At 69.9% G+C, this 12,318-nt stretch carries 11 protein-coding genes; 10 read left to right on the top strand and 1 reads right to left on the bottom strand.

The genetic code is table 11. The features are described 5' to 3' along the window. Positions 1 to 220 precede the first annotated feature (220 nt). The 4 genes from QF027_RS09355 to nusB all read left to right on the top strand — a co-directional run bounded on the left by QF027_RS09355 (position 221) and on the right by nusB (position 3,390). Positions 221 to 1,099 (top strand): Pro-rich N-terminal domain-containing protein, encoded by an 879-nt coding sequence (locus tag QF027_RS09355; protein ID WP_306984267.1) that lies wholly within the window; start codon positions 221 to 223, stop codon positions 1,097 to 1,099. A 133-nt stretch (positions 1,100 to 1,232) separates the two neighbouring features. Next, the gene (locus QF027_RS09350; RefSeq protein WP_306984269.1) at positions 1,233 to 2,336 is read left to right on the top strand and encodes an aminopeptidase P family protein; all 1,104 of its coding nucleotides are present in this window, start codon (positions 1,233 to 1,235) and stop codon (positions 2,334 to 2,336) included. A 50-nt stretch (positions 2,337 to 2,386) separates the two neighbouring features. After that, the gene (efp, locus tag QF027_RS09345) at positions 2,387 to 2,953 is read left to right on the top strand and encodes an elongation factor P (protein WP_057614159.1); all 567 of its coding nucleotides are present in this window, start codon (positions 2,387 to 2,389) and stop codon (positions 2,951 to 2,953) included. Between the two features lie 2 nt (positions 2,954 to 2,955). Then, complete coding sequence (gene nusB, locus QF027_RS09340) at positions 2,956 to 3,390, top strand: transcription antitermination factor NusB (RefSeq protein WP_306984273.1); 435 nt, start codon at positions 2,956 to 2,958, stop codon at positions 3,388 to 3,390. A gap of 185 nt (positions 3,391 to 3,575) precedes the next feature. On the opposite strand, the gene bldD is transcribed toward nusB, so the two are convergent. Further along, a complete protein-coding gene (bldD, locus tag QF027_RS09335) occupies positions 3,576 to 4,076 on the bottom strand; it encodes a transcriptional regulator BldD (RefSeq protein WP_003956405.1) in 501 nt (166 codons plus the stop codon). A gap of 253 nt (positions 4,077 to 4,329) precedes the next feature. Here bldD and pyrR point away from each other — a divergent pair, with 253 nt between their 5' ends. From pyrR to carB, 6 genes are all read left to right on the top strand, one after another. Next, positions 4,330 to 4,902: a bifunctional pyr operon transcriptional regulator/uracil phosphoribosyltransferase PyrR gene (gene pyrR, locus QF027_RS09330; protein ID WP_057614157.1), complete on the top strand. Its 573-nt coding sequence runs from the start codon at positions 4,330 to 4,332 to the stop codon at positions 4,900 to 4,902. 87 nt (positions 4,903 to 4,989) lie between these two features. Further along, the gene (locus QF027_RS09325; RefSeq protein WP_307073915.1) at positions 4,990 to 5,967 is read left to right on the top strand and encodes an aspartate carbamoyltransferase catalytic subunit; all 978 of its coding nucleotides are present in this window, start codon (positions 4,990 to 4,992) and stop codon (positions 5,965 to 5,967) included. A 5-nt stretch (positions 5,968 to 5,972) separates the two neighbouring features. Further along, on the top strand, positions 5,973 to 7,268 hold the full coding sequence (locus QF027_RS09320) for a dihydroorotase (protein WP_307073913.1): 1,296 nt from the start codon (positions 5,973 to 5,975) through the stop codon (positions 7,266 to 7,268). Beyond that, positions 7,265 to 7,855: a PH-like domain-containing protein gene (locus tag QF027_RS09315; protein ID WP_306984285.1), complete on the top strand. Its 591-nt coding sequence runs from the start codon at positions 7,265 to 7,267 to the stop codon at positions 7,853 to 7,855. Before QF027_RS09320 ends, QF027_RS09315 begins: the two co-directional genes overlap by 4 nt. After that, positions 7,852 to 8,994, top strand: a complete 1,143-nt coding sequence (gene carA, locus QF027_RS09310) for a glutamine-hydrolyzing carbamoyl-phosphate synthase small subunit (RefSeq protein WP_307073911.1) — start codon at positions 7,852 to 7,854, stop codon at positions 8,992 to 8,994. Before QF027_RS09315 ends, carA begins: the two co-directional genes overlap by 4 nt. Next, a complete protein-coding gene (gene carB, locus QF027_RS09305; protein WP_306984288.1) occupies positions 8,987 to 12,295 on the top strand; it encodes a carbamoyl-phosphate synthase large subunit in 3,309 nt (1,102 codons plus the stop codon). The genes carA and carB overlap by 8 nt, the downstream gene beginning before the upstream one ends. Positions 12,296 to 12,318: the final 23 nt, after the last annotated feature.

Raw genomic sequence — 12,318 nt, 5'->3', positions numbered from 1 at the left:
CCAAAGGAAGGCCGGGGGCGGTACCGTTCGGTGACGAGCGGGGTATGCACCACCCCGTAACCAGCGCCGATCAGCCTGCCGCGAGTGAGCCGGAGGGGCGCGTCGGAGACGAGAGGACGAGCGAGCACAGGCCTTCGGGCCGAGCACGCTCGGGCTCCCGGCACCGACGCGAGCGCCCCGGAGGCGAGCAAGCCGAAAAGACGAGACGGAGTGGCACCGGATGCAGCACGCAGTGGGTTCTCCGCTGCCGCCGCCCCACCAGCCGGGGCACGGACCCGCCGCCGGCTGGTCGCCGGCCGCACACCACCCGGGACCGCATCACCCGGGTGCGCACCAGGGTTCCGCCCCGGTGCCCCCACCGCCTCCGGCACCCGGTTTCACCCCGGCCCCGGTTCCGCCGACGCCGCCGCACTCTCCGGTCCCGCCCGCACCGCAGCACTCACCCGCGCCGGTGCCGGACACCACCGGCCATGTGCCGCTGCCGCCCGGGGCCCCCGTGGGCGCCCCCAGCAACCCGCCCGCCGCCGTGCCCGATCCGGCGGGCACCACCCTCGCCGTGCTGCTCATCGGCCCGGCGGGCGCCGGCAAGACGAGCGTCGCCAAATACTGGGCCGACCACCGCAGGGTCCCCACCGCCCACATCAGCCTCGACGACGTGCGGGAGTGGGTCCGCTCGGGCTTCGCCGACCCCCAGTCCGGCTGGAACGACCACTCCGAGGCCCAGTACCGCCTCGCCCGCCGCACCTGCGGCTTCGCCGCCCGCAACTTCCTGGCCAACGGCATCTCCTGCATCCTCGACGACGCCGTCTTCCCCGACCGTCCGGTGGTCGGCCTCGGCGGCTGGAAGCGGCACGTCGGTCCGGGACTGCTGCCGGTGGTCCTGCTGCCCGGCCTGGAGATCGTCCTGGAGCGCAACGCCGAACGCTCGGGCAACCGCCGCCTGACCGACGAAGAGGTCGCCCGGATCCATGGCCGGATGGCCGGGTGGTACGGCTCGGGCCTGCCGATCATCGACAACAGTCAGATGGACGTGGCCCAGACGGCGAGGGTGCTGGACGAGGTGCTGGCACGGTCGATCGCGAGCCCACCGAGCTGGTGATCGCAGGGGATCCGCACCTGCCCAGGGGCGCGGGGACTGCGCGACAGGCTCCCACCGACCCGCAGCGGACCACGAACCCCCACTCGGCCTCTCCCGAACGGCGCCGCACTCGTATCACTCCTACGCTCGTGTCATGTCAGAGGTGTACGTCACCCGCCGAACGAAGCTCAGGGCCCGCTGTCAAGCCAGCGGCAGCGCCACCGCGCTGATCTCCCGCCCCGCCAACGTCCGCTACCTCGCGGGCACCGCCCCCCGCGGCGCCGTCCTCCTGCTCGGTGCCAGTGAGGACGTCCTACTCTGTCCCGGTCCGCTGGACGACCGCATGGACGGCCGTCCCGACGAGGCCCTGCGGATCCACACCCTCCCCGGCACCGCCGGCGACCCGGCCGTCGCCGCGGCCGACCTCGCGGCGGGACAGCACGCCGGCTCCCTCGCCGTCGAGGAACACCACCTCACCGTCGACCGCCACAGAGCCATCCGCTCGGTCGTCCCGCGGCTGCGCCTCGCAGACCTCGCGGGCGCGGTCGAACAGCTCCGCGTGATCAAGGACGAGGAGGAGATCTCCTGCCTGCGCATCGGCGCCGAGATCGCCGATCAGGCACTGGGAGAACTCCTGGAGTCCATCCTCGTCGGCCGCACCGAGCGACATCTCGCCCTCGAACTGGAGCGCCGTCTCGTCGATCACGGCGCCGACGGCCCGGCCTTCGCCACGTCCGTGGGTACCGGTCCGAACGCCGGCCGCCCCGGCCACCGTCCCACCGACCGCCGTGTCGAGGAGGGCGATTTCCTCTCCGTCTGCCTGGGCGCGAGTTACCGCGGTTACCGCTGCGAGATCGGCCGTACCTTCGTCATCGGTACGTCCCCCGCCGATTGGCAGATCGAGCTGTACGACCTCGTCTTCGCCGCTCAGCGGGCCGGACGCGAGTCGCTGACACCCGGTGCTGCCTACCGTGACGTGGACCGTGCGGCCCGTCAGGTACTGCAGTCCGCGGGCCACCACGAGGGCCTCCCGATCCTCACCGGACACGGTGTGGGACTGGAAATCGACGAGGACCCGCAGCTGGCCCCCGCGGCCATGGGTAAACTGGACGCTTGCGTGCCGGTCACCGTCGAACCGGGGGTCCACCTCCCGGGACGGGGCGGCGTCCGGATCGATGACACGCTCGTCGTACGCCCCGAGGCGGACGGCGGACCCGAGCTACTCACCATCACGACCAAGGAGCTGCTCGCGCTGTAGGAAGTGCGTGCGCCGGGGTCGTCCACGTCAGTCCAGGAGATTCCGCAACCGTGGCTTCCACGAACGACCTCAAGAACGGCCTGGTGCTCAAGCTCGAAGGCGGCCAGCTCTGGTCCGTCGTCGAGTTCCAGCACGTCAAGCCCGGCAAGGGCCCTGCATTCGTGCGCACCAAGCTCAAGAACGTGCTGTCCGGCAAGGTCGTCGACAAGACGTTCAACGCCGGCGTCAAGGTCGAGACGGCCACTGTCGACAAGCGCGACATGCAGTTCTCGTACATGGACGGCGAGTACTTCGTCTTCATGGACATGGAGACCTACGACCAGCTGATGATCGACCGCAAGGCCGTCGGCGACGCCGCCAACTTCCTGATCGAGGGCTTCACCGCCACCGTGGCGCAGCACGAGGGCGAGGTGCTCTTCGTCGAGCTGCCGGCCGCCGTCGAGCTCGTCGTGCAGGAGACCGAACCCGGCCTGCAGGGCGACCGCTCCACCGGCGGCACCAAGCCCGCCACCCTGGAGACCGGTCACCAGATCCAGGTCCCGCTCTTCATCACCACCGGTGAGAAGATCAAGGTCGACACCCGCACGAGCGACTACCTCGGCCGGGTGAACAGCTAACCGTGGCTGCCCGCAACACGGCCCGCAAGCGCGCCTTCCAGATCCTCTTCGAGGGCGACCAGCGCGGAGTCGACGTCCTGACGGTCCTGGCGGACTGGATCCGGCTTTCCCGGGAAGACACCCGGCAGCCGCCGGTGAGCGAGTACACGATGCAGTTGGTCGAGGGCTACGCGGAGCACGCGAAGCGCATCGACGAGCTGATCGCGCAGTACTCGGTCGGCTGGACGCTGGACCGGATGCCGGTCGTCGACCGCAACATCCTGCGTCTGGGCGCCCATGAGCTGATCTGGGCCGACGAGACCCCGGACGCGGTGGTGCTCGACGAGATGGTGCAGCTGGCGAAGGAGTTCTCCACGGACGAGTCGCCCTCGTTCGTGAACGGCCTGCTGGGCCGGCTCAAGGAACTGAAGCCGTCGCTGCGCCGGGACGAGGCGTAGAGGACCGCGTCGGCACGACGCGCAAGAGCGCGAAACGCCTGAGGGCCCGCAGCGAGACCGCTGCGGGCCCTCAGGCGTCTGCGTACGCGCAGGCCCCACAAGGCGCGCAGAAAGCCGCCGGGGTGGCCGGAACCGTGAAGTTCCGGCCACCCCGGCGGCACGTTTCTGCTGAGGCTGGGAGCGGCTCAGCTCTCCTCGTGGGACACCGCGCGACGCGCGTCCGCGTCCAGCACACCCCAGCTGATCAGCTGCTCGGTGAGCACCGACGGGGACTGGTCGTAGATGACGGCGAGTGTGCGCAGGTCGTCCTGTCGGATCGAGAGCACCTTGCCGTTGTAGTCACCACGCTGGGACTGGATGGTCGCCGCATACCGCTGGAGCGGGCCGGCCTTCTCGGCCGGGACGTGGGCCAGCCGCTCCAGGTCCAGGACCAGCTTCGGCGGCGGCTCGGCGGCACCGCCCGGAGTGGTGCCGGGCAGCAGCTCCTGCACCGGAACGCCGTAGAAATCCGCCAACTCGGCAAGACGCTGCACCGTCACCGCGCGGTCGCCGCGCTCGTACGAACCGACCACGACCGCCTTCCAGCGTCCCTGGGACTTCTCCTCGACACCGTGGAGGGAAAGGCCCTGCTGGGTGCGGATGGCCCGAAGCTTGGCCCCGAGCTGTTTGGCGTATTCGCTGGACATATAGCTCCCCGGACACTGGATCGACGCGGCCGCAGTGGTTTCGAGCCGCGCGTCTGGTAACTCACTGTGAGGTTACGCAGCGTGACTCTTCCGCGTCAAGCCGAATGGTCCACACCGACTCTTCCGCGAGAGTGGTGGCTGATTGGGCCAAGGGGGTGATCGGGGACGTCCTTCCGGCCTGCTACCGTGGATGGCGCAAATCCGACGTCCTTTAAGGTCCGTCCCGTGAGGCGGAGAAGGAGGTCCGTTTCGTATGGACAAGCAGGACACTTCCGACCACCAGGCGTCCGATGCCCGGCCCGTTCTCGAAGGCCCCGACATCGCGCGCGTACTGACCCGTATCGCCCACGAGATCGTCGAACGCGCCAAGGGTGCCGACGACGTGGTGCTCCTCGGCATCCCCACCCGAGGCGTCTTCCTCGCCCAGCGGCTCGCCGTCAAGCTCGAGGAGATCACCGACCGCAGGATTCCGGTCGGTTCGCTCGACATCACCATGTACCGCGACGATCTGCGCATGCACCCGCCGCGTGCGCTGGCCCGCACCGAAATTCCCGGTGACGGCATCGACGGCCGTCTGGTCGTCCTCGTCGACGACGTGCTCTTCTCCGGCCGCACCATCCGCGCCGCCCTGGACGCCCTGAACGACATCGGGCGCCCCCGCGCGGTGCAGCTCGCGGTCCTCGTCGACAGAGGCCACCGCGAACTGCCCATCCGCGCCGACTACGTCGGCAAGAACCTCCCCACGTCGCTGCGGGAGACGGTCAAGGTCCAGCTCGCCGAGGAGGACGGTCGCGACACCGTGCTGCTCGGTGTGAAGCAGACCTAGCAGCAGACGGACCGGGTACGCCCCTTCCGGCGTGCCCTCGCCTGCCCGGAATCTCCCGATCCTGAACTGCCTTACGGAGCCTGAAAGATGCAGCGTCATCTCATCTCGGCCGCCGACCTCACCCGCGACGACGCCGTCCTGATCCTCGACACCGCCGAGGAGATGGCCCGGGTCGCCGACCGGCCGATCAAGAAGCTGCCGACCCTGCGCGGCCGCACGATCGTCAATCTCTTCTTCGAGGACTCCACGCGCACGCGTATCTCCTTCGAAGCCGCCGAGAAGCGTCTCTCGGCGGACGTCATCAACTTCACCGCCAAGGGCTCCAGCGTGTCCAAGGGCGAGTCCCTCAAGGACACCGCCCAGACCCTGGAGGCCATGGGCGTCGACGCCGTCGTCATCCGCCACGGCGCCTCGGGGGCGCCGTATCGCCTCGCCACCTCCGGCTGGATCGACGCGGCCGTCATCAACGCCGGTGACGGCACCCACCAGCACCCCACCCAGGCCCTGCTGGACGCGTTCACCATGCGCCGCCGGCTCGTCGGCCGGGACGCGGGGATCGGCCGGGACCTCTCCGGCAAGCGCATCACGATCGTCGGTGACATCCTGCACAGCCGGGTCGCTCGCTCCAACGTCGACCTGCTGCACACCCTCGGCGCCGAGGTCACCCTCGTCGCCCCGCCCACCCTGGTGCCGGTCGGCGTCGAGACCTGGCCCTGCGAGGTGGCGTACGACCTCGACAGCACCCTCGCCAAGTCCGACGCGGTGATGATGCTGCGCGTGCAGCGCGAGCGGATGAACGCCGCCTTCTTTCCGACCGAGCGCGAGTACTCGCGGCGCTACGGCCTGGACGGCGACCGCATGGCGCGGATGCCGGAGCACGCCATCGTGATGCACCCCGGCCCGATGGTCCGCGGCATGGAGATCACCGCCGAGGTCGCCGACTCCGACCGCTGCACCGTCGTCGAGCAGGTCGCAAACGGAGTCTCCATCCGGATGGCCGTTCTGTATCTGCTGCTCGGTGGCAACGAGCCCGCCGTCTCCCACACCCGTATCGAGGAGAAGTAAGTCACATGAGCAAGATCCTGATCCGTGGTGCGAAGGTCCTCGGCGGCGAGCCGCAGAACGTGCTGATCGACGGCTCGGTCATCGAGGCGGTCGGAACGGAGATTTCGGACGAGGCCGCCGAGGGCGCCGAGGTCGTCGACGCGGCCGGAAAGGTGCTCCTCCCGGGTCTCGTCGACCTCCACACCCATCTGCGTGAACCGGGCCGTGAGGACTCCGAGACGGTGCTGACGGGCACGCGCGCGGCGGCTTCCGGCGGCTACACCGCCGTGTTCGCCATGGCCAACACCTTCCCGGTCGCCGACACCGCCGGTGTGGTCGAGCAGGTCTACCGGCTCGGCCAGCAGCACGGCTACTGCGACGTGCAGCCCATCGGAGCGGTCACCGTCGGCCTGGAGGGCCGCAAGCTCGCCGAACTCGGTGCCATGCACGAGTCGGCCGCCGGTGTGACCGTCTTCTCCGACGACGGCAAGTGCGTCGACGACGCCGTGATCATGCGGCGCGCACTGGAGTACGTGAAGGCCTTCGGCGGGGTCGTCGCCCAGCACGCGCAGGAGCCGCGGCTGACCGAGGGCGCCCAGATGAACGAGGGCGTCGTCTCCGCCGAGCTGGGGCTCGGCGGCTGGCCCGCGGTGGCCGAAGAATCGATCATCGCCCGGGATGTCCTGCTCGCCGAGCACGTCGGCTCCCGCGTCCACATCTGCCACCTCTCGACCGCCGGATCCGTCGAGATCGTCCGCTGGGCCAAGTCCCGCGGCATCGACGTCACCGCCGAGGTCACCCCGCACCACCTGCTGCTCACCGACGAGCTGGTCCGGTCGTACAACCCGGTCTACAAGGTGAACCCGCCGCTGCGCACCCAGCGGGATGTGCTCGCCCTGCGCGAGGCCCTGGCCGACGGCACCATCGACATCGTCGCCACCGACCACGCCCCGCACCCGCACGAGGACAAGGACTGCGAGTGGGCCGCGGCCGCCATGGGCATGGTCGGCCTGGAGACCGCGTTGTCAGTGGTGCAGGAGACCATGGTGGACACCGGGCTCCTCGACTGGGCCGGGGTCGCCGAGCGCATGTCCTTCAAGCCCGCCGAGATCGGGCAGGCGAAGGGGCACGGGCGTCCCGTCTCGGCTGGTGAGCCCGCCAACCTCATGCTCGTCGACACGGAATACCGTGGGTCCGTGGACCCCGCGGGCTTCGCCTCGCGCAGCCGCAACACTCCGTACGAGGGGCGTGAGCTGCCGGGCCGTGTCACGCACACGTGGCTCCGGGGCAAGGCCACGCTCGTCGACGGGAAGCTCACGTGACACCTGCAACTCTGCTCGCCAACGGACTCGCCACCGGCCTTGCCGCCGAGAAGAAGTCGGCCGAGGTCACCGACTGGGCCGCCCGCGTCGGCTGGCTCGTCGGCCTCGCCCTCTTCGTCGCGCTCGTCTACTGGCTGATGCGCGAGGGCTGGAAGTGGCGCGGCACGCTCCAGGGCGACCTGCCCGAGCTGCCCACCGCGCCGGACGCCCCCGGCCCCGCGAGACTGGGCATGAGCGGCCGCTACCACGGCTCCACCACCGCGGGGCAGTGGCTCGACCGGATCGTGGCGCACGGCCTGGGCGCCCGCAGCCGGGTCGAGCTCACGCTGACGGACGCGGGACTGGACGTCGTACGCCCCGGCGCGACCGACTTCTTCATCCCGCGCGAGGCCCTGCGGGAGGCGGTGCTCGGCAAGGGCATCGCCGGCAAGGTCCTGACCGAGGGCGGGCTCCTCGTGGTGACCTGGGCCCACGGTGAGCGTCTGATCGACTCAGGGTTCCGCTCCGACCACGCGGCCGAGCACACCGACTGGGTCGACGCCATTAACTCCATGATCAACAAGACGGAAACGGAAGGCGCACGATGACCACCTCCACAAGGGGGGCCTCGAAGGCTCCTGCGGTACTCGTCCTGGAGGACGGCCGGATCTTCCGCGGCCGTTCCTACGGGGCCGTGGGGGAGACCTTCGGCGAGGCCGTCTTCTCCACCGGCATGACCGGCTACCAGGAGACCCTGACCGACCCGTCGTACGACCGCCAGATCGTCGTCGCGACCGCCCCGCAGATCGGCAACACCGGGTGGAACGACGAGGACGACGAGTCGAGCCGCATCTGGGTCTCCGGCTACGTCGTGCGCGACCCCGCGCGCGTGCCGTCCAACTGGCGCTCCAAGCGCTCCCTGGACGACGAGCTGGTCGCGCAGGACATCGTCGGGATCTCCGGCATCGACACCCGCGCGCTCACCCGGCACCTGCGCGAGGGCGGCTCCATGCGCGCCGGGATCTTCTCCGGCGAGGCGATCGCCGCCGAGTCCGAGCTCGTCGCACGCGTGCAGGCCCAGCCGCACATGAAGGGCGCCTCGCTCTACGAGGAGGTCGCCACCAAGGAGGCGTACGTCGTCCCCGCGGTCGGTGAGAAGAAGTTCACGGTCGCCGCGATCGACCTCGGCATCAAGGGCATGACCCCGCACCGCATGGCCGAGCGCGGCATCGAGGTGCACGTACTGCCGGCCACGGCCACCGCGGAGGACGTCTACGCCGTCGCCCCCGACGGAGTCTTCTTCTCCAACGGGCCCGGCGACCCGGCCACCGCCGACGGCCCGGTCGCGCTGATGACCGCCGTCCTGGAGCGCAGGACGCCCCTGTTCGGCATCTGCTTCGGCAACCAGATCCTCGGCCGCGCGCTCGGCTTCGGCACCTACAAGCTGAAGTACGGCCACCGGGGCATCAACCAGCCCGTGCAGGACCGGACCACCGGCAAGGTCGAGGTCACCGCGCACAACCACGGATTCGCCGTGGACGCGCCGCTCGACAAGGTCAGCGAGACCGAGTTCGGCCGTGCCGAGGTCTCCCACGTCTGCCTGAACGACGACGTCGTGGAGGGGCTCCAGCTGCTCGACCAGCCGGCCTTCTCCGTCCAGTACCACCCCGAAGCGGCAGCGGGTCCGCACGACGCCGCCTACCTGTTCGACCGCTTCGTATCTCTGATGGAGGGCCAGCGTGCCTAAGCGCACCGATATCCAGTCCGTCCTGGTCATCGGCTCCGGCCCGATCGTCATCGGCCAGGCCGCCGAGTTCGACTACTCCGGCACACAGGCGTGCCGGGTCCTGAAGGCCGAGGGCCTCAGGGTGATCCTGGTCAACTCCAACCCGGCGACGATCATGACCGACCCGGAGATCGCCGACGCCACCTACGTCGAGCCGATCACCCCGGAGTTCGTCGAGAAGATCATCGCCAAGGAGCGCCCCGACGCCCTGCTGCCCACCCTGGGCGGCCAGACGGCCCTCAACACGGCGATCTCGCTGCATGACGCCGGGACCCTCGACAAGTACGGCGTCGAGCTGATCGGCGCCAACGTCGAGGCGATCAACAAGGGCGAGGACCGCGACCTGTTCAAGGACGTCGTGGAGGAGGTCCGCAAGAAGATCGGGCACGGCGAGTCCGCCCGCTCGGTCATCTGCCACTCCATGGACGACGTCCTGCAGGGCGTCGAGACGCTCGGCGGCTACCCCGTCGTCGTCCGCCCGTCCTTCACCATGGGCGGCGCCGGCTCCGGCTTCGCGCACAACGAGGAGGAACTGCGCCGCATCGCCGGACAGGGCCTCACGCTCTCGCCGACCACCGAGGTGCTCCTGGAGGAGTCCATCCTCGGCTGGAAGGAGTACGAACTGGAGCTGATGCGCGACAAGCACGACAACGTCGTGGTCGTCTGCTCCATCGAGAACTTCGACCCCATGGGCGTGCACACCGGCGACTCGATCACCGTCGCCCCCGCGATGACGCTGACCGACCGCGAGTACCAGGTGCTGCGCGACGTCGGCATCGCGATCATCCGCGAGGTCGGCGTCGACACCGGCGGCTGCAACATCCAGTTCGCGGTGGACCCCGAGGACGGCCGTGTCATCGTCATCGAGATGAACCCGCGCGTGTCCCGCTCCTCGGCGCTCGCGTCCAAGGCGACCGGCTTCCCGATCGCCAAGATCGCCGCGAAGCTCGCCGTCGGCTACACGCTGGACGAGATCCCGAACGACATCACCGAGCAGACCCCGGCCTCTTTCGAGCCGACGCTCGACTACGTGGTGGTCAAGGCCCCCCGGTTCGCCTTCGAGAAGTTCCCGTCCGCGGATTCGACGCTGACGACCACCATGAAGTCGGTCGGCGAGGCCATGGCGATCGGCCGCAACTTCACCGAGGCCTTCCAGAAGGCACTGCGCTCGCTGGAGAAGAAGGGCAGTCAGTTCACCTTCGTGGGCGAGCCCGGCGACAAGACCGCCCTCCTGGAGGAGTCCGTACGGCCCACCGACGGCCGCGTCAACACCGTCATGCAGGCCATCCGCGCGGGCGCCACGCCGGAGGAGGTCTTCGAGTACACGAAGATCGACCCCTGGTTCGTCGACCAGCTCTTCCTGATCAAGGAGACCGCGGACGAGCTGGCCGCCGCCGAGCGACTGGACGCCGACCTGCTGGCCGAGGCCAAGCGGCACGGCTTCTCCGACCAGCAGATCGGCGAGATCCGCGGCCTGCGCGAGGACGTGGTGCGCGAGGTGCGGCACGCACTCGGCGTACGCCCCGTCTACAAGACCGTCGACACCTGCGCGGCCGAGTTCGCCGCGAAGACGCCGTACTTCTACTCCTCCTACGACGAGGAGAGCGAGGTCGCGCCCCGGACCAAGCCCGCCGTGATCATCCTGGGCTCGGGTCCGAACCGCATCGGCCAGGGCATCGAGTTCGACTACTCCTGCGTGCACGCCTCCTTCGCGCTGTCCGACGCCGGGTACGAGACGGTGATGGTCAACTGCAACCCCGAGACCGTCTCCACCGACTACGACACCTCCGACCGGCTGTACTTCGAGCCGCTCACGCTCGAGGACGTCCTGGAGATCGTCCACGCCGAGCAGCAGGCCGGTCCGGTCGCGGGCGTGATCGTGCAGCTGGGCGGGCAGACCCCGCTGGGTCTGGCGCAGGCGCTCAAGGACAACGGCGTTCCGATCGTCGGCACGCCTCCCGAGGCGATCCACGCCGCCGAGGACCGTGGTGCCTTCGGCCGTGTCCTCGCCGAGGCGGGCCTGCCGGCCCCCAAGCACGGCACCGCCACCACCTTCACCGGCGCCAAGGCGATCGCGGACGAGATCGGCTACCCGGTCCTCGTTCGGCCCTCCTACGTCCTCGGCGGCCGCGGCATGGAGATCGTCTACGACGAGACCCGCCTGGAGTCCTACATCGCCGAGTCGACCGAGATCAGCCCCTCCCGGCCGGTCCTGGTCGACCGCTTCCTGGACGACGCCATCGAGATCGACGTCGACGCCCTCTACGACGGCCAGGAGCTCTACCTGGGCGGCGTGATGGAGCACATCGAGGAGGCCGGCATCCACTCCGGCGACTCGGCGTGCGCGCTGCCGCCGATCACGCTGGGCGGGTTCGACATCAAGCGCCTGCGGGCCTCCACGGAGGCCATCGCGCGCGGGGTGGGCGTCCGGGGCCTGATCAACATCCAGTTCGCCATGGCCGGTGACATCCTCTACGTCCTGGAGGCCAACCCGCGCGCGTCCCGCACCGTCCCCTTCACCTCGAAGGCGACCGCGGTGCCGCTCGCCAAGGCCGCCGCCCGGATCTCGCTGGGCGCGACCGTCGCCGAACTGCGCGCCGAGGGCCTGCTTCCGGCCAACGGCGACGGCGGCGAACTCCCGCTGGACGCGCCGATCTCCGTGAAGGAGGCCGTCATGCCGTGGTCGCGCTTCCGCGACATCCACGGCCGCGGCGTCGACACGGTCCTCGGCCCGGAGATGCGCTCGACCGGCGAGGTCATGGGCATCGACTCCGTCTTCGGCACGGCGTACGCCAAGTCGCAGGCGGGTGCCTACGGTCCGCTGCCGACCAAGGGGCGTGCGTTCATCTCGGTCGCCAACCGCGACAAGCGCTCGATGATCTTCCCGGCGCGCGAGCTGGTCGCCCACGGCTTCGAACTGCTCGCCACCTCCGGCACCGCCGAGGTCCTCAAGCGCAACGGCATCAACGCCACCGTCGTGCGCAAGCAGTCCGAGGGCACCGGCCCGAACGGCGAGAAGACCATCGTCCAGCTCATCCACGACGGCGAGGTAGACCTGATCGTCAACACCCCGTACGGCACCGGCGGCCGCCTCGACGGCTACGAGATCCGTACGGCGGCCGTGGCGCGGTCGGTCCCGTGCCTCACGACGGTCCAGGCGCTCGCCGCCGCCGTCCAGGGCATCGACGCCCTCAACCACGGTGATGTGGGCGTCCGTTCGCTCCAGGAACACGCGCAACACCTGACCGCGGCCCGCGACTAGCAGCCCTGAGGGGGACACCGGAA

Origin of the sequence: Streptomyces canus, from assembly GCF_030816965.1 — a bacterium.
GTDB lineage: Bacteria > Actinomycetota > Actinomycetes > Streptomycetales > Streptomycetaceae > Streptomyces > Streptomyces canus_E.
The sequence above is the reverse complement of the archived record's forward strand: the minus strand, read 5'-3'. Positions and strand labels throughout refer to the sequence as shown.